The organism is Treponema phagedenis (assembly GCF_008153345.1).
GTDB classification, from domain to species: Bacteria; Spirochaetota; Spirochaetia; order Treponematales; family Treponemataceae; genus Treponema; species Treponema phagedenis.
In genome coordinates this window covers 1,268,490-1,285,680 of the sequence record NZ_CP042818.1, presented here as the reverse complement: position 1 = coordinate 1,285,680, position 17,191 = coordinate 1,268,490, and the positions used below count along the sequence as shown (strand labels likewise).

17 protein-coding genes are annotated in these 17,191 nt (G+C 40.4%); 9 read left to right on the top strand and 8 right to left on the bottom strand.

All coding sequences use genetic code 11. From position 1 onward, the window contains the following. Positions 1-32 precede the first annotated feature (32 nt). Genes ftsZ through mraZ form a run of 8 tightly spaced genes read right to left on the bottom strand, consistent with a single transcriptional unit; the run spans position 33 to position 7,620 of the window. Positions 33-1,289 carry a cell division protein FtsZ gene (ftsZ, locus tag FUT79_RS05665; protein WP_044634341.1) on the bottom strand — a complete coding sequence of 419 codons (1,257 nt, stop codon included), beginning with the start codon at positions 1,287-1,289 and terminating at the stop codon, positions 33-35. 47 nt (positions 1,290-1,336) lie between these two features. Beyond that, positions 1,337-2,575 carry a cell division protein FtsA gene (gene ftsA / locus FUT79_RS05660; RefSeq protein ID WP_002695173.1) on the bottom strand — a complete coding sequence of 413 codons (1,239 nt, stop codon included), beginning with the start codon at positions 2,573-2,575 and terminating at the stop codon, positions 1,337-1,339. Then, positions 2,568-3,416 (bottom strand): cell division protein FtsQ/DivIB, encoded by an 849-nt coding sequence (locus FUT79_RS05655; RefSeq protein ID WP_024753352.1) that lies wholly within the window; start codon positions 3,414-3,416, stop codon positions 2,568-2,570. Before FUT79_RS05655 ends, ftsA begins: the two co-directional genes overlap by 8 nt. Beyond that, positions 3,409-4,545 carry a putative lipid II flippase FtsW gene (gene ftsW / locus FUT79_RS05650; RefSeq protein WP_002695169.1) on the bottom strand — a complete coding sequence of 379 codons (1,137 nt, stop codon included), beginning with the start codon at positions 4,543-4,545 and terminating at the stop codon, positions 3,409-3,411. Before ftsW ends, FUT79_RS05655 begins: the two co-directional genes overlap by 8 nt. Continuing rightward, positions 4,542-5,894 (bottom strand): UDP-N-acetylmuramoyl-tripeptide--D-alanyl-D-alanine ligase, encoded by a 1,353-nt coding sequence (locus FUT79_RS05645; protein ID WP_044634352.1) that lies wholly within the window; start codon positions 5,892-5,894, stop codon positions 4,542-4,544. Before FUT79_RS05645 ends, ftsW begins: the two co-directional genes overlap by 4 nt. A 44-nt stretch (positions 5,895-5,938) precedes the next feature. Beyond that, entirely contained in the window at positions 5,939-6,229 is a 291-nt protein-coding gene (locus FUT79_RS05640) for a septum formation initiator family protein (RefSeq protein WP_002695164.1), read from the bottom strand. Then, a complete protein-coding gene (gene rsmH, locus FUT79_RS05635; protein ID WP_024753350.1) occupies positions 6,226-7,179 on the bottom strand; it encodes a 16S rRNA (cytosine(1402)-N(4))-methyltransferase RsmH in 954 nt (317 codons plus the stop codon). Before rsmH ends, FUT79_RS05640 begins: the two co-directional genes overlap by 4 nt. Before the next feature lie 6 nt (positions 7,180-7,185). Then, on the bottom strand, positions 7,186-7,620 hold the full coding sequence (mraZ, locus tag FUT79_RS05630) for a division/cell wall cluster transcriptional repressor MraZ (protein ID WP_024753349.1): 435 nt from the start codon (positions 7,618-7,620) through the stop codon (positions 7,186-7,188). A gap of 705 nt (positions 7,621-8,325) precedes the next feature. Here mraZ and FUT79_RS05625 point away from each other — a divergent pair. From FUT79_RS05625 to FUT79_RS05585, 9 genes are all read left to right on the top strand, one after another. Further along, positions 8,326-9,252 (top strand): carbohydrate kinase family protein, encoded by a 927-nt coding sequence (locus FUT79_RS05625; protein ID WP_231577541.1) that lies wholly within the window; start codon positions 8,326-8,328, stop codon positions 9,250-9,252. Positions 9,253-9,282: 30 nt separating this feature from the next. Continuing rightward, the gene (locus tag FUT79_RS05620; protein ID WP_024753347.1) at positions 9,283-10,206 is read left to right on the top strand and encodes a pseudouridine-5'-phosphate glycosidase; all 924 of its coding nucleotides are present in this window, start codon (positions 9,283-9,285) and stop codon (positions 10,204-10,206) included. Positions 10,207-10,416: 210 nt separating this feature from the next. Next, positions 10,417-11,910, top strand: a complete 1,494-nt coding sequence (locus tag FUT79_RS05615) for a fibronectin type III domain-containing protein (RefSeq protein WP_002696967.1) — start codon at positions 10,417-10,419, stop codon at positions 11,908-11,910. A gap of 81 nt (positions 11,911-11,991) precedes the next feature. Then, positions 11,992-12,351 (top strand): hypothetical protein, encoded by a 360-nt coding sequence (locus tag FUT79_RS05610; RefSeq protein WP_002696965.1) that lies wholly within the window; start codon positions 11,992-11,994, stop codon positions 12,349-12,351. A 441-nt stretch (positions 12,352-12,792) separates the two neighbouring features. Then, positions 12,793-13,179, top strand: a complete 387-nt coding sequence (gene secG / locus FUT79_RS05605; protein ID WP_024753346.1) for a preprotein translocase subunit SecG — start codon at positions 12,793-12,795, stop codon at positions 13,177-13,179. 12 nt (positions 13,180-13,191) lie between these two features. Beyond that, a complete protein-coding gene (locus tag FUT79_RS05600; protein ID WP_024753345.1) occupies positions 13,192-13,668 on the top strand; it encodes a PTS sugar transporter subunit IIA in 477 nt (158 codons plus the stop codon). A 47-nt stretch (positions 13,669-13,715) separates the two neighbouring features. Next, positions 13,716-14,015, top strand: a complete 300-nt coding sequence (locus tag FUT79_RS05595; protein ID WP_002696958.1) for a hypothetical protein — start codon at positions 13,716-13,718, stop codon at positions 14,013-14,015. Positions 14,016-14,026: 11 nt separating this feature from the next. After that, complete coding sequence (locus FUT79_RS05590; protein ID WP_024753344.1) at positions 14,027-15,043, top strand: V0D/AC39 family V-type ATPase subunit; 1,017 nt, start codon at positions 14,027-14,029, stop codon at positions 15,041-15,043. Then, positions 15,036-17,018, top strand: coding sequence for a V-type ATP synthase subunit I (locus tag FUT79_RS05585; RefSeq protein ID WP_024753343.1), 1,983 nt, complete (start codon positions 15,036-15,038; stop codon positions 17,016-17,018). Before FUT79_RS05590 ends, FUT79_RS05585 begins: the two co-directional genes overlap by 8 nt. The last annotated feature ends 173 nt before the right edge of the window (positions 17,019-17,191 follow it).

The window sequence follows — 17,191 nt, the reverse complement described above, 5'->3', positions numbered from 1 at the left end:
TACCTAATGTAACTCCGGTTGTATTAAAACACTCAGCTCATTTCTTTTAATTTATTTCTTAGAAATGTCGGAGTATCCAGGTTTGTATTTTCTGAAGGAAGCGGAACTCGATATGAATGAGGCGCAGGCTGCGGTTTTTCAGGCTCGGACATGTGCGGACTATTACGAGTTGCCAATCCGGGCAACGAAGGTTGCTTTGCCGTTACCGTCTTATTCCATTCTTCAGAAGAAACATACTCTCCGTCATTACGTGCATCATATTTTTTTTGCACACTTCCTTGCGTATACAGACTGCCGCTTTTCATTTTAGAAAAATCGTCCATAGGGACTCCGGTTGCAATAACCGTTACACTAATGCTGTCATCCATTCTCGGATCAATTGCGGTACCGTGCTTTATTTTTGCATCGGGATCAACATTTGCGGTTACAATTGACATAATTTCATCTACTTCCATTAAGCTTAAGTTTTCCGATCCGCTAATTCCAACCAGTACTCTTGTAGCACCTTCAATACAAGTGTCTTCAAGCAAAGGATTGTTAATCGCGTTTGTTGCTGCATCAACCGCCCTATTCTCTCCCTTCCCTACACCAACACCGATAACGGCATAACCTTGTCCTTCCATCGTGTTTTTTACATCGGAGAAGTCCGCATTCACTTCTCCGGGAATAGTAATAAGATCGGAAATCCCCTGCACCGATTTTTTTAATACATTATCTGCAAGAGAAAATGCTGCACGAATAGGAGTGTCTTTTTGAACCTGCTTTAAAAGATGTTGGTTTGGGATTACAATTACTGTATCTGCATATGCGCGGAGTTTTTCAATTCCTTGCTCCGCAAGCTGCATCTTTGCTCTGCCTTCAAATGAAAAAGGCTTTGTTACCACCGCAACAGTGAGAGCCCCTTGCTCTTTTGCAATTTTTGCAATAATAGGAGCAGATCCCGTTCCCGTTCCTCCGCCCATCCCCGCGGTGATAAAAACCATGTCGGCGCCTTTTACCGCATTTGCAATTGCTTCGGAATCTTCAATAGCAGCCTTCTCTCCCACTTCGGGGTTTCCCCCCGCACCGAGTCCGCCGGTAAGTTTTGATCCGATCGCAAGTTTTAACGGTGCCTCGGAATAATTGAGTGCTTGTACGTCGGTGTTTGCGACAATAAAATCAACCGAACGCAGTCCATCGCTCATCATTCGGTTCACCGCATTTGATCCTCCGCCGCCCGCCCCGACCACTTTAATAACTGTCGGGCTAACAGGTAAGGCTGCGTTATTTGGTATAACTTGAATATCCATACATTTTCCTCCCACAAAAAATGATAGTTTTATATATTGTTACAGCATTAAAAAAGACTTTTCCATAAATCTTTTGCTTTTGTAAACAATCCGTTTTGATTCGGTTGAGTTTTTCCTTGAGCTGCGCTTGCTCCTCTTTTTTGAACTTGCTCTAAAAGCAGCCCCAGCACTACTGCAAATTCGGGACTCCTATACTCACCGGTTAAACCGCCAAGGGTTCCGGGCATCCCAAGATGTACCGCAGGTGTACCGAAAATTGCCGATGCAAGCTCCACAACTCCTGGCAACAGGGAACCACCTCCGCAAAGAATAATACTGTCGGCGGTGCGCAAGCCCGAGCTCCCTCTTTTTATTTTATCATACACAATGGTAAAAACCTCCGACATACGCGCTTCCATTATTTCGGCAATTTCCCGTTTTTCAATTTCTATAGGAGCTCGGCTTGCCTGTCCGGAAATTAAAATCTTTCCGTCATCCTCAATTAACGGTACCCAGCAACAACCGTCTTTTATTTTTATGTTTTCAGCTGTTTCAAATGAAAGATTTTTTATCTGGGCGAGGTCGGAGCTTACCTGTATTCCGCCGACAGGAATTGAACCGACAAACACCGGCGCCCCCTCATGCATAACCACAAAGTCTGTAGTCCCTCCGCCGATATCAATTAAAACAGAACCTAAGTTTCGCTCTTCTTCATTTAAAACAGACTTTACCGCCGCAAGTCCATGATACATCAAGTCATCAACTTGAATATTAGATCGCTTGACGCAATCAACAATATTTTTCATGCAGGTAACCGATCCGGTAACAATATGAACCTCTCCTTCAATTCTTACACCGATCATATTGCGCGGATCTTTTATTCCCGGCTGATCATCTACTTTGTAGCTTTTAGGGATAACATGCAATACCCTTCTGTCAATAGGAATGGCAACCGCTCGGGCCGCATCTACAACACGCTCAATATCTTTTTCATCGATTTCTCTGTTACCCTTTCCTTTGTCGGTTACCGCTACAATGCCTTTCGAATTTATTCCTTCAATATGTGTGCCGCCTATGCCTACCACGCAGTGAGTAATTTCAACACCGGACATCATCTCTGCAGCTTCTATTGCCTGATGAATTCCTGAAACAGTATTTTCAATATTTACAACAGCACCTTTACGTAAGCCATTTGATTCCCCTACCCCGACACCGATAACTTGAAGCACACCGGTTTCAACACGTTCGGCAACAACCACACGTATAGTACTCGTCCCAATATCCAATCCTACAAATATCTCACTCATGTTCTTCCTCTCTCATTCTGCAAACGGCTGTATCACCTCGAATATCTAATTCAAGTATCCGATTCTCATCATACGTTTTACGCATAACATCAAGCAAGAGCATCATATACCGTAACTTATCTTCATTCAAAATATTATCGGTACAAACTTTAATGGAAACGCTCATCGGATATATTAATAAATCATAGCCTCCGTATTTCTTTTGTTTAATTACCAATTCGGATATTTCACTCAAAAGAGCCGGATTTTTTTCTTTTAAAATACTGAGTTTATTAAATAGCGGTATCAGTTGTCTATGTACTTTCATTCCCGCACGCGGATTTTCAAATTCCAATCCGCCAATAACCGGCAGTTTTCCTGCCGTCATACTGCTTCCTATTCTAAAGATAGTTCCTGTTTTATCGATTTCCATTACGATTGTTCGCCCTTTCACTTGCGCAAAACTAATCGCAACCGGCGACCTTTCTTTTACTTCAATAAAAACCTTGTCGGGGAAACGTTTTGAAACACGCGCCTCTTCAATAAGCGGAAAGGCTGCCAAGCGTTTTGATATTTCCAACGTATTTATTTGACTCCATTTTTCTTTTCCGCTCAAGCCTGCAATTTTTTCCAAATGAATAGCAGTCAATTCTCTGTTTCCTGAAAAATTTACTTGTGCAACCGAAACTGCAGGAACAATAAACAAATAAAAAACAGCTTCCGCTAAAAGACAAAGCAATAGTATAATAATAATAATTTTTAAAAGTAACGATTTAAACGTATCTTTTTTTATTGCCTTTTTTTTATTATTTTCAACATATGAAACTCTTTTGTCAAAACCGTATAAAGGAGTATCAGACATAGGCACCACCTTTTTTTAATCCTGAAACATTTATTATTATCCCGCAAAAAGAGAGTGTGATAATCAACGATGAGCCGCCGAAAGAGAAAAAAGGAAGCGGCATGCCGGTGGCAGGCACAAGACGCACCACGACAGCTAAATTCAAAATAGATTGAAAAACAATTGCAGCAGTTGCTCCAAACGCAAGAAATGTCCCGAACCTGCTGGAAGACCTCAGTGCAATAATAATACCTGTAATGGATGTTGCAAGCAAAAGCAAAAGATACGCACAAACTCCGATAAATCCCATTTCTTCTCCAAGCACCACAAAGATAAAATCGGAATACACTTCGGGAACGCTGGCAATCTTTCTAATTCCGTTACCTATTCCCATTCCCCATAAGCCTCCGCCGGTGAGTGCTTCCGATGCCGCATTTACCTGATATCCCGCTCCCAGCGGATCATGGTCGGGGTACAAGAATGAAAGCACCCTCCGCATTCGATGTGTTGAAGTTATCACCATAAGAACAGCCATTGGCAATAATACAAGCGAACCTTTTATAAACCATAAAATAGATGCACCCGCAATAAAAAACATTACGAGCACAATAAATAATAAAAACATGGAAGTTGAAAAATCATTTTGAAAATAAACCAATAAAACAAATATCGCACTTACGAAAAAAGGAGGAAGTATTGATTTCATCGGCATATCAAAATGCTCTTTATTTTTATCAAAAAAATTCGCCAAAAAAATAACCAACACCAATTTTACAAATTCCGATGGCTGAAATTTCAGGTAAAAAAGATTTAACCATCGTGTTGCTCCGTTCTTTGATATACCCAACCCCGGAATAAAAACTAAAACGCAAAGCAGAAATGAGGCAATAAGCATAAACGGAATAAGTTTTCGTAAAGCAGCTAAATCAATAAGCATAAAAAACAAAAAACATAAAAATGCTATACCGAGACTTATAGTCTGTTTGGTTAAAAAATAGAGCGGGTTATCAAAAAACCGTTGTGCATAATGTACCGATCCGGAATAAAGCGTTGCAAGTCCGAGTCCGGTTAATAAAATAGTAAGCATAACAAAAACAAAGCTATACTTTTCATAATAAATATTTCTTTCAATACTGATAGCTGTATTCATCGTGCCCTCCTTAACACCGGCTCCAAGCGTTCAAGCGCCAAACCGCGAGAAGCTTTTAAAAGAACAAAATCCCCTCGATGAAGATTCTCATCAAGTGCTTTTCCTAATGCATCCATTTCCGATTCATCAAAATAAAAAACTGTTTTACCATTCCAGTTTATGTTTTTTCCGGAATCGCCAATCTCTTTTCCGAATAAGTATATAAAATCTATATCGCTTGCTGCAGCCTGTGCACATATTTTTTTATGTGCCGCAGCCGATTCTTTTCCGAGTTCAAGCATGGAGCCTAAAACCGCCGCTTTTTTCCCTTGCACTTTTGTTTCTGAAAATACCGCTAAGGCGGCAGACATTGAGTCGGGATTTGCATTATAGCAATCAAAAAGGCAGTCAACATCGCCTTGCATAAACTGTGATCTGCCGAAAATCGGCTGCACAGATTCCAATCCGCGCTTGATTTCTTTTACGCTCAGACCGAGTTCTTCGGCAAGCGCAATAACCGCCTGAGCATTTTTTATATTATGGTTTCCTGCCAGCGGAAAGCAAATTTCCTCATCTTTATAAAAAATCGTAGAGCCGTACATTCCCTTACTCTCTATTTTTTTAATGTTTTTCAGTGTCGTATTTTCATAACACACTACCTTACCCAAAGGAACAGCCTGCAAAAAATCAGTGAAAGGACAATCGGGAACAAAGCCCATACAATCTTTATCAAAAAAAGAAAAAATCTGTTTTTTTTCTTCAGCTATTGCCTGCTGTGAGCCGAGAATACCGATATGGGCAGAGCCGATATTTGTGATAATTCCAAACTGAGGACAAAGCACCGAAGTAATTTCTTTCATTTCCCCTTTTCTGTTCATCCCCAGCTCAAAGATTCCCACCTCATGTTCGTCTCGCACCTCAAAAACGGAAAGCGGCAAACCTGTTTCGGAATTAAGATTTCCTTTATTCATTACCACAGAAAATTTTTGACTTAAAACCGCACCGGCAATTTCTTTTGTCGTTGTTTTTCCGCTTGATCCGGTAATGCCAACTTTTATAAGATTCGGAAATTTTTTCAAATAAAAACGGGCAGCTGCCTGTAATGCAGCTAGAGTATTTTTAACTTGAATACAGGAAGCGGAAAACTCATCGCAAAGTTTTTCAGTTTTTATTTTATTTGAGTCAACGGAAAGAAATTTTTCATCGGCAAAAAACAATACCGCTCCTTTTTCAAGAGCACTCCGTATATACCGATGCCCGTCTTGTTTTTCTCCGCGAAGGGGAACAAAAAGAGATCCGTCTTTGACTGTTCTACTGTCAATCGACACGGATGAAAACCCACGCGCTTTTGTATGGTTTTTGAGAAGCATGCCTTGAACGGCGATAGAAGTTTCATCAAAGCTTAAGAGATTTTTCAACTTTCTTTTTTCTCCTTTGCAGTTTTCAACTCTATCCGCATAATTTCGGACGGCTTTGCTTTACGCATATCTAAATTTTCTATCGCTATTTTTTCAATTCGTTCAGGGCGCGACAAAATGGAGATGGCGGAAATTCTCTGTTTGTTTTCAGTTATGAGCCTTTCTTGCTCTTTTTTGTAATCGTTAATTTCTCTTTCAATTGCATTGTATCTGGATGCCTGCCAAACACCTAAAAAAAGTAGTAAAGGAATACTCACTGTGAAAAAAAATATTAAAAATCGCCTCATGCCGCACCTTCTTCCGTGAGGATTTTCTTTACCGCTCGCAACTTAGCACTCCGAGAAGCGGGGTTTACCCGTATTTCTTCATCAGTTGGTATAACCGGCTTTCCGGTTAATAGCTGCGCAAGCGGCCGCCCTCCGCACTTACATATCGGCATTTCCGGCGGACACCTACAGTTTTTTGCAAGATCGCGGAAATATCGCTTAACAATCCTGTCTTCAAGAGAATGAAAGCTAATAACACCGAGCTTGCCGTTTAACGCAAGCCTTTGAAAAGCTAATTTCAATAAATCGGGAAGCCTATCCAACTCGCCGTTAACCTTTATCCGTAATGCTTGAAAACTTCGCGTTGCGGGGTGAATTCTTCCGTGTCGGTACGCAGGCGGAACCGCTTTAAAAATCACCTCTGCGAGGTCTCCCGCCGTTTTAAACTCTTGTTCTTTTCTGCGCAGACAAATAGCCCCCGCAATTTTACGCGAAAACCGCTCTTCGCCGTACGTATAAAAAATTGAGGCAAGCTCTTCTTCTTTGTATGTGTTTATAATTTCCGCAGCGGAAAGAGATGTGGCGGGATTTATACGCATATCAAGCGGTTCTTCCGCCTGAAAGGAAAACCCCCTCCCCGACTCTATATAATGAAACATTGAAATGCCTAAATCAAAAAGAATAATGTTCGGTTTAGGATATTCTGTCGAGTAGTTTTTGAAAAAATCGTCAGACCAACCTGAAAAATATTGCACACGAGATGCAAAAGGCTGCAAACGCAGTTTTGCCTTTGCCTGAATAGTCGGATCCGCATCAATACCTATCGCTGAAAGCTGTGGATAGGTTTTTAAAAACGCCTCCGTATGTCCGCCTTCTCCGAGTGTTCCGTCAACAAAAAGCGTATCTTCGGACGCAGGTTTTAAAAGTGAAAGACATTCTTGCAGTAATACAGATTTGTGTACAACATCCATAAGCCGTTAAAGACAAATATTTCCAAGCCCTTCGGTTGCTTGTTGAAATTCTGCCTCACTTTCCTCCAAATAAGTTTCATATGCTCCGGCATCCCAGAGCTCAAAATATCGGTTAATACCGAGAATAATACAGTCTTTTTCAAGACCCGCATATTCGCGCAGACTTTGGGGAATAGATATACGGCCTGATTTATCGATCTCAATCTCCTGAGCGGGGGCAATAAGCCTGCGCAACACGGATCTTGAGCCTGATTGAAATAATGATGCGGATTCCATAACTTTATCCGATAACGCTTTCCATTCCGCAAGAGGAAACACCCATAAACAGCGGTCTATCCCCCGAGTGATTACAAGCCTCATTTCAGATAATTCGGAACGCAGTTTAACAGGAAACATGAGCCGCCCTTTTTCATCAAGCGAGTTTTTATATTCCCCCGTTATCACATCATTTTCCACTTTATTCTACCTTCTCCCACTTTTACCCACTTTGAGACATTCTATCACAAAAAAATGAAATGTCAATGCTTGCCGCTAACAAAAATAAAAAATAATAAAATTATTTTTTCGGACAAAAATGATTGAAATCGGATTAGTTCACAATTTTCTCAACAATAACCTTTTATCGGTACAAAAATTTGATACAATAATCTATAAAATAACGCCACCGATTGAGGTCTTCCCTTCTGAAATCTATAATTTTTAATAAAAAATTTAAGTTTTTCTTCTATAATAATAGTCTTAATTAATAGTCTTAATTTTTGCGTTTTACGGCAAACCTTTGAAACATATTTTATAATTTGGCTATTGAGCACATTGTGTTACGAAAACATTTTCCCCGCATGCCTCATTTACTCAGTAACGACACGAGCAACACTTTTTAACAATGCAAATCAAGACAATTTTATAATGCTGCATTAATGGCTCCAATGAGTATCACAGCAAATTACTTATAGAGCGCTATACCGAGGAATGTATGAGGTAAATTCTATAGGTGCGGTAAATTTTAGCATAACGTCCTTAGAATTTATTGTATCCGGCAAATCTAAGATAAATTCCAAAAATACGCTTTTTCTGCTCTTGCCCAGTTTACTTAGTACAAGTGTCTTCCCAGAAAAGAGAAATATAAGTATAATAGTAAATAAGCGTATGAAACCTTCGTATATAACCGTTGTCGGCGGTGCGAACATTGATATTGCGGGAACTCCGCAGCGGAAGTTGATAGCCGCCGATTCAAACCCCGGCCGCGTGCGGGTAAGTTTTGGCGGCGTCGGCAGAAATATCGCGGAAAACCTTGTCCGCCTTGGCACGCAGGTAAAACTAATCACCGCCTTCGGTGATGATCTGCAAGCGGAAAGCATGAAAAACTTCTGCATACAGACGGGCATTGATATTTCCGATTCAAATATGCCGGCAGGCAGGTCGGGCTCAACCTATCTTTTTATTACCGATGAACGGGGAGAAATGCAGCTTGCAATTGCCGACATGGGCATTTTTGATACGATTAGTCCGGAGTTCCTACAATCAAAACTTCCGCATATCAATCAGTCGGCGCTCTGTGTTGCCGACACCAATATTCCGGAGGAAAGCCTGCACTTTCTTTTTCGGCATTGCACGGTGCCACTTTTTGTTGATGCGGTTTCGGTTACCAAGGCGGAAAAAATAAAAGCCGGCTTGCGCTCTATTCACACCATAAAGCCGAATAAGCTTGAGGCGGAATTTTTAACCGGCATACCAATCGCCGACGATGAGGATTTACATCGAGTGGCGGACAATCTGTTGCAAAAAGGAGTCCGGCAGGTTTTTATTTCGCTCGGCATGCGGGGGCTTTTTTGTGCCGACAAAACGGAAAAGGTTTTAATCCCGCCGAAACAGGTGCAGGCAGTCAGCACCACTGGAGCGGGAGACAGTGCGATGGCAGGACTTGCATGGGCGTTTTTACACGGACTCGGTTTAAAAGAGTCCGGAGAAGCGGCAACGGCATGTGCAAGCATTTGTGTTGAAAGCGAAAAAACGGTCAGCGAAGCGATGAGTCTTTCGTTACTCCGCCGGCGTGCAAACATAGATACGTTATAAAATACGGAAAAACATTGAAGGAGTAGAGTTATGAAAAATTACAATGAATACCTCGATATTTCGGATGAGGTTCAAGAAGCCTTAGCAAAGGGAAAACCGGTTGTGGCATTGGAATCAACTATTATTTCTCACGGCATGCCGTATCCGCAAAATGTTGATACCGCCCTCAAGGTTGAGTCCTGTGTGCGGGAAAACGGCGCAATTCCCGCAACTATTGCGATTATCAAAGGCAGATTAAAAGCGGGAATCTCTGCGGAAGAAATCGATTATTTCGGCAAAAAGGGACTTGCAATTACCAAGGCAAGCCGCCGGGACATACCGACCATTGTCGCAACAAAGCAGGACGGGGCGGCAACCGTTGCCACCACTATGATTATCGCCCACCTTGCCGGAATCGGCATATTTGCCACCGGCGGCATCGGCGGAGTTCACCGCGGCGCAGAGGTTACCATGGATATTTCCGCCGACCTTGAAGAGCTTGCAAAAACTCCCGTGATGGTTATTTGTGCGGGCGCAAAATCAATTCTTGACCTCGGGCTTACCCTCGAATATCTTGAAACAAAGGGAGTACCGGTTATCGGCTACCAAACAAAAGAGCTGCCCGCCTTCTTTACCCGTCAAAGCGGCTTTATGCTGAACACCACGCTCAACACTCCGAAAGAAATTGCAGAAAGCTTTTATGTCCAGCAAAAACTTGACTTCGGCTCCGGCATGGTTGTCGCAAATCCTATTCCGGAAGCTCACGCAATCGACAGCCGCCTGATAAACGATGCCATCAATAATGCCGTAAAAAAGGCAAAAGAAGCGGGCATCCACGGCAAAGACACCACGCCCTATCTTTTAAACGAAATAAAAGAAATCACCGGCGGCAAAAGTCTTGAGGCAAACATTCAACTTGTGCTCAACAATGCAAAACTTGCAGCACAAATTGCCTGCGAGTATGTGAAGTGCTAAAACAAAGGCAAAAAAAACAGCCCGAATACATGCAGCAACAATGTTTTAAAAGAAGTTTTTTGGATTATGTACATCCGCCCCAGCTTACTTGACTATTCAGGGTATGATAAATCTATTAGGAATCTTATAAAGAAACAGTTGATTTTTATTCCTAAAAGCCGATATCTGAATATACTAAGTAGAATAAAAATTTAAGGAAGAATTTAAATAATGAAAAAAAAGCTTGTTTCCATATATGCGCTTTTTCTCTTTTTCAGTATGCTCGAGGCTGAAAAAGCCGTTGTACACTTAGGCGGTAAGCAGGGATGGGATGCCCTTTTTTATAAAGAAAACATAAAAGAAGTGCCCGGAAAATACGGGAATCCGGCGATCGGTCTGCATTCTTCGGAAAGGAAAATACATAAATCTACGGACTTGTATTTGAGTTTTGATGACACTGTTTTTATGGATGAACGAGGTAATTATACTACAGTAGATTCATCCGTGTTGCCTTCGGGCGCTAAACAGGCAAAACGGGGAAATGGGGCCGGGCTTTTTAATACTTTAAATTCTTCTCAAGGGCTGATATTACGACCTAATCCGAAATCGTTTTTCTACGGAGGAAAACCTGTCGGCTCTTTTTCTATAGAATTTTGGCTTTGCCCGAAGGTAAGTGAAAGCGGCAGCGTTATTTTGCGATGGTTGTCTTCAATTACTGAGAACCGCCAAAGTTTTTATCAAAACATTACTGCAGCTATTTTTCAAAACAAACTTGAGTGGAAGCTTGACGGAATTTGGCGCGATCAAAGCGGAAAACGCTTAACAGTGAAAACTGCTTCAAGGGCTAATCTTATTCCCGGACAGTGGAGCAAGCACACGCTTTCGTATGATGAGTCAATAGGGTTGCTTGAGTACCGCATAAATGAAAGGATAGAAGCTTTGTTATATGTAACCGACACAGGTAGAGAGGGTGGAGAGGTTTTTTATTCAATGTTGGGAGAAGCGGCGGATTTGCATATCGGTGAAAAATATGCAGGATTAATTGATGAACTGTGCGTGACAAATGATTTTTCGCCTCCTGCAAAAATATGTGAAATCGCAGATCTTTTTGATAAGTTTGATAAAAACGGCGGAAGGTTTGAGTCAACAATCATTGATACAGGGGGAGAATCTTCGCAAATTAAAAAATTGGGGGCGGATTTGACTTTGCCGGAGCAAACCGATGCGGCTTTTTTTATTCGATCGGCAAACAATCGGTATAACTGGACAGAAACCTATCCTGAATGGCGGGCCGTTTTTCCGGGGGAAGAAATAAAAAACACTAGTGGAAAATACTTCCAAATTGCTGCAAATTTATACCCGGACTCTTCCGGGCAAAAAACCCCTTTAATACATTCAATCAAAGTTGAGTATGAAAAAGACGGGCTTCCGTTGCCGCCGTCAAAAATTTGGGCGGAGGGAAAGGACGGAACGGTAACGCTTTACTGGTCTCCATCAGTCGACTTTGATGTAAAAGGTTACTATATCTATTTTGGCGATTGTAAAGGCGAGTATTTTTCAGACGGTTCGCCGGTCGATGTCGGGAATGCATTGACGTATACCATCCAAGGCCTTAAAAACGGACGATTATATTTTTTCACCATTGCGGCATACGATGAGTCGGGTGCTGAGCATATCGGCAACTTCTCCAAAGAAGTTTGGGCGCGTCCGATGGCAGGTCGATAAATTAAAAAAAATAGTTTTCTGTCCTCTTGCTTTTTTCTTTATTATGTATCATAGTAAAGAAACAAAACTTTGGAGGTTGTTATGAAAAAGAAGCTTATTGTTTTATCCGTTTTATTAGGATTCACCTGCATTCTTACTGCACAGGTTGTTCAGCCAAAAACAACAAAAATTAAAGTTGAAGGGCGAAAAAATGCCTATCTGTATATGACTGAAATCTATAAAACAAATAATTGGGCTGAGTACTACTTCAAGTATGAAGAAGATAAAAACACCTATGATGAAGCGGAAACTGAAAAATTTCTTTATGAATACTTTGCAAATTACAAAAGAGAGCACGGGTATTCAACGATAGAAGTGGAAGACCTAAAGGGAAGCTCCTTTGGCGAAAAACTTACTTCTATGGAAAAGAGAGTGGTTTTCAGAAATGTAAACAAGCGTTAAAATTCAAACTAATATAACGTTTTTTTGATAACTCTATCAAAATATTTGATATTTTTTATACGAACTGTAAAAAGTTTTATAAAAAAGAGTCCGACACGACGCAAGGGCGGAGTTTTGATATTATTCTTTTGCTTCGCCTAATGCGGCCATTAAAGGGGTGCAAAACCCCTTTAATGCAAAGCATAAGCGAATAAATTTTACAAGACTTTGAACTTTGTGGTGCGTACCACCCAAAAGCGGAGTTCAAGGGGCTACCCGCCCCTTGTTCGTGCGTAAGCCCTTGTTTCATGCTTTTTGCTACTTGCAAAACATTTTGAATTAGAGTAGTATATACTTCAATTAATAAACCTATTTGAGGTAAGAATTTTAATAGTAGAGGGTCTTATACCAAATCTATTTTTTATAAAATAGATATCTCATGTTTTTTAAGCTGGAGTTTTTATGAGTGCAATAAGCATTGTATTACTAGTTTTTTTTGTTATCATTTGTTTTTTACTGGTTGGATTAGTCCTTTTGCAAAATGAGGAAGGGGATTCACTAGGCGGTCTTTTTGCCGGTGGTTCAAATTCCGCCTTCGGCTCTCGGTCGGGGAATATTTTGACAAAGACCACTTATGTTTTATTAGCATTGTTTTTTGTTACAACATTCTTTCTTGCCTGGTTGAATAAAAGCCCTGCTATAGACGACTTGCAAAAAGCTGCGCAACAGCAGCAAACGGAAACTGCCACAGAATGGTGGAAAGATAATGATACCAACCAACCCGATGCGGCAAAACCAGCGGAACAAACTACCCCGAAAGCTGAAAGCGAAGCAGGTGCCGGAAAATAGGAGGTATGCTATATGCTTCTTTCAAATATATTTTCCCCTCTTAATATTAAAGTAGGTCTCGAAAGTGAGGATAAAGATGAGCTCTTTGAAGAAATGGTCGATCTTTTTGTTTCAAACACTCCGGGATCCCCTCCGCGCACCGCTATACTGGAAGCTTTGCATGAACGTGAAAACAAGCTTTCTACCGGCATAAAAAAAGGTTTAGGCCTGCCGCATGCAAAAATTCAAGGTTTACAGCATCCTGCAGGGGTAATTGGTTTGTCTAAAGAGGGAATTGAATACGAATCCCTTGACGGATCACCGGTGCATATCGTTTTTATGCTTCTTTCTACAGAGACGGATTATGATATTCATTTGAGAATTCTCAAGCGGCTTTCCCTTTTACTAAACGATCCCTCATTTTTAAATGAGTTATTTATACAAACAAGCAATGAAGATGTGTATCAAACATTATGCAGATTCGAAAAAACGCTTGTAGGTATGTTATAATTATAAAAGTTTGTTTATTACACCTATAATTTTCAGGAGGCAGTATTATGGATAATGAAATTCTCTCTCATTTAATTGATATTGAGAAGCAAGCGGCTTCTTTGCTTTCTGATTCTGAGACTGAAGCTGAAAAAAAACTCGCTACGGCAAAATTTGCCGCCGAAGAAGAGAAAAAAAAGATTTACAATGAAATAGTAGCTGAGCAGGAAGCGCAATTTGAAGCACAAAAAAAAATAATTGATGAAAAAAAACAACATGCATATGATAAGATACACAGCGATCTTACTTCATTAAAGCGAGATACGGCAGCTTTTACCGCCTTTCTTGATTCCTATTTTTTAGGATAAGAGTGTGTAGTATGGATAAAATCACTGCCGATTCATATTTATGTGCAAAAGTTTCGGGACTGTATTCAAAATTATATATAGGTGAAAGGGCAAAAAGACTTTTTGAAGTACAGCGTCTTCAAGAATTATGGACACTATTGTTTACCGATGATTTGCCGGCTCTTACTGAAGGTCAACTAATTGCACTTTTAGAACAGAAAATTTCAAGACGTCTTATCGATGATTTTCTTGAACTGGTATCCGTATATAAAAAACCGAATCCTATTTTTTTTACCTTAATCTCTCAATTTGATTATGCGAATTTGCGGGCAGTTTCTTCACTGCCGTCTTTGCATGATATAAAAGAGCCGCCGATTATTGATCTGGGGCAATTCTCAATTTTTCGATGGAAAAAATGGCCGGATATAAACGCGATCACTGCTAAAAGTCCTGTCGGTTGGTATAATCGCATCCCCGATGATTCAAACAGACTTGATTGGGAAATTAAACTTGATAAAACCTATTATGCGCAGCTTTGGGATACGCTTTTGAGGTTGCCGGAAAACGAACGCGCATCTTGTGAGCGGCTTATTAAAGAAGAAATTATTTTGCAAAACATTGTATGGGTGATGCGATTACGGGTATATTATGACTTTGACGGAAAAGATATTATCCCGATGCTTGTGGGTTCGGATGGGGGAAAAGGCGAAAATATGCTTTGCAAAGATGCTTTTTTTGCTTTAGATAAACCGCTTGATTCATGGAATGCATGGGAAGGATGGAAATATTCTTGGATTTTAAATCCTCATGAGGAAGGCGTTCCTTGGGAATTGGATCCTCGCTGGGCGCAGTTGGCCGGAGATAAATTCCTATATCGAACCGCAGAAAGAGAATTTCATAAGCAGTTTTTTACACCGGGGCTTTTAGTAGCCTTTTTTAAGATTAAACAGCTTGAAGAATATATGATCCGTGTTGCTGTTGAAAGTTTACGACTCGGAGCTTCCGATTCTCTAAAGAATGAATTCGTAGGAGAGGAAATGTATGTTTAGATCTCAAAAAATGAAACTTGCGGAATTGATGATTTTAGCGCAAGATATCGATAAGGTTTTGGAATATCTCGGTAAAAAAGCAAATTTTCAATTTCAGCAAAGATCTTCTTTTAATGATGTGCCGCCGAACAATCAATATAAAGAGTATTATGATAAATTGGATGCATGTCGTTCCTATTTAGGAATTATTGACAGACTGAGTTTTGTTGACCACGTGAGCTTGCCCTCACCCGATGATGTAGCAAATGCTGAAAAACTTCTCAGCTTGACTGATGATATTAAAGAAAGAGAGCAAAGCTTAACAGAAGCGTATAAACAATGTTTAAATGCATACGAAGAAACCTCCTCTTTTGCAAACCTGAATATTGCGTATTCTGAATTTGATAATCTCTCGTTCCTTACTATCAGAATAGGCGCTATTGATCCCGATACTTTTGAAACACTAAAATTAAATCTCGGGGAAAGAGCGGTGGTTGTGCCGTTAAACAATGAGCAAACACGAATTCTTGCCGCTTCATCAAAAAAAGGAAGATTCGGACTCGATAGTGAATTAAAAAAATATAATTTTGTTCCTATGAACTTGCCGCTTGATTATCAGGGTATTCCTAAAGAAATCCTTGCACATCTTAAGGAAGAAAAAGAGCGAGCAGAAGAAAAAGTGAAAAACATTCTTTCAGAAAAAAAGCAATTCGGCATTCATTATCAGGAGATGTTAATGAATTTATTGCAGAATTTTTCACTGGGAGCTCAGATACAACAAGTGCGGCAAAGCCTTGAAGCAACACAACTGGTATACCGAGTGGTTGGCTGGTTGCCTGAAGATGAATCGGCAGGTTTTGTTTCGGAGCTTGATAACTTGACGGCAGGCAGAATAGCTATTCGCCTGTTTTCTCCCGAAGAAGTGCCAACAATAAAAAGCGGTAAAGAAAAAGTACCGGTGCGATACAAGCACGGAGCTTTTGTACGCAGTTATGAACGTATGGTTTTCAGTTACGGAGCGCCGCTTTACGGAACCATTGATCCTACTCCGATTGTAGCGATTTCTTATACAATTTTGTTTGGAATTATGTTTGGAGATCTGGGGCAGGGCTTAGTCTTTTTTTTACTGGGACTCTTTATGTACAGCAAAAAAATACGCGCTTTACATAAATGGCAACATTTTGATTTTGTTTTTATCTCTATTGGATTATCCAGTATGATTATGGGATTGCTTACCGGAGAGTTTTTTGCAAATGATCAGTTGCTTGTTCCTTTCGGCCGTTGGCTTACCGGTTTATTTGGCACTCCCGCAGACAGGGTTTTGCATTTAATGCCCTCAAAAGGCTCAATTGAAAAACTTCTTATGTTTTTTGGCTTTACCCTGGGACTTGGTTTTATTATCAACTCTCTTGGAATAATTATCAATATCATTAACCAGTTTAGAAGGAAACATTCCGCAGAAGCTGTTTTTTCTCAAACAGGACTTTGTGGACTTCTTTTCTTTTGGTATGTTGTTGCCATGGCGCTGCGAATTGCTTTTTTCCACATTCCTTTTCAATGGTTTGATATTCTCGGTATGGTTATTCCTCTGGTTGGTATATTTTTTAAGGAAATGTTTGTGCGAATAAGCGAACATAAAAAACCGATTTTTCCCGAAGGTATCGGAATGTATATTATGCAGGGAGTCATTGAAATCATGGATGTAGTCTCGGGCTTTTTTTCAAACTCAATGAGTTTTCTGCGGGTAGGAGCTTTTGCGCTTGCACATGCGGTCTTAAGTTTTGTAGTATTTACCATGACCGATTTTGTCGGCGGATACCTGACGGTACAAGGAATTTTAATTACCGTTATCGGCAATTTAATTATTATCTGTCTTGAAGGTTTAATTGTAGGAATTCAGGTTGTTCGTTTGCAATACTATGAATTCTTTTCAAAGTTTTTTACGGAAAACGGCAGAGTGTTTACGCCCTTCAGGTTTAAATATAAGGAAGGGTAGCAGAGGTGCGGGAATAAACAAACGGTCTAAAGACAGACCTATTTGTTTATTTGACACGTTTCGCTTTTGTGTTTTGCAGGAACGAAACATCGCCGAGCAATTATTTTGTACGACTGTGTTTTAGAGGGTTTTCCCTTATAAAAACACTAAAAAATTTTTCGGAATTTTACAAT

Coding starts and splice junctions, on each gene's coding strand:
- ftsZ (WP_044634341.1), bottom strand. CDS start 1,289: ATGGATATTCAAGTTATACCAAATAACGCAGCCTTACCTGTTAGCCCG.
- ftsA (WP_002695173.1), bottom strand. CDS start 2,575: ATGAGTGAGATATTTGTAGGATTGGATATTGGGACGAGTACTATACGT.
- FUT79_RS05625 (WP_231577541.1), top strand. CDS start 8,326: ATGAAACCTTCGTATATAACCGTTGTCGGCGGTGCGAACATTGATATT.
- FUT79_RS05640 (WP_002695164.1), bottom strand. CDS start 6,229: ATGAGGCGATTTTTAATATTTTTTTTCACAGTGAGTATTCCTTTACTA.
- FUT79_RS05655 (WP_024753352.1), bottom strand. CDS start 3,416: ATGTCTGATACTCCTTTATACGGTTTTGACAAAAGAGTTTCATATGTT.
- FUT79_RS05600 (WP_024753345.1), top strand. CDS start 13,192: ATGCTTCTTTCAAATATATTTTCCCCTCTTAATATTAAAGTAGGTCTC.
- FUT79_RS05620 (WP_024753347.1), top strand. CDS start 9,283: ATGAAAAATTACAATGAATACCTCGATATTTCGGATGAGGTTCAAGAA.
- FUT79_RS05585 (WP_024753343.1), top strand. CDS start 15,036: ATGTTTAGATCTCAAAAAATGAAACTTGCGGAATTGATGATTTTAGCG.
- secG (WP_024753346.1), top strand. CDS start 12,793: ATGAGTGCAATAAGCATTGTATTACTAGTTTTTTTTGTTATCATTTGT.
- FUT79_RS05610 (WP_002696965.1), top strand. CDS start 11,992: ATGAAAAAGAAGCTTATTGTTTTATCCGTTTTATTAGGATTCACCTGC.
- FUT79_RS05595 (WP_002696958.1), top strand. CDS start 13,716: ATGGATAATGAAATTCTCTCTCATTTAATTGATATTGAGAAGCAAGCG.
- FUT79_RS05645 (WP_044634352.1), bottom strand. CDS start 5,894: ATGCTTCTCAAAAACCATACAAAAGCGCGTGGGTTTTCATCCGTGTCG.
- rsmH (WP_024753350.1), bottom strand. CDS start 7,179: ATGGATGTTGTACACAAATCTGTATTACTGCAAGAATGTCTTTCACTT.
- ftsW (WP_002695169.1), bottom strand. CDS start 4,545: ATGAATACAGCTATCAGTATTGAAAGAAATATTTATTATGAAAAGTAT.
- FUT79_RS05615 (WP_002696967.1), top strand. CDS start 10,417: ATGAAAAAAAAGCTTGTTTCCATATATGCGCTTTTTCTCTTTTTCAGT.
- FUT79_RS05590 (WP_024753344.1), top strand. CDS start 14,027: ATGGATAAAATCACTGCCGATTCATATTTATGTGCAAAAGTTTCGGGA.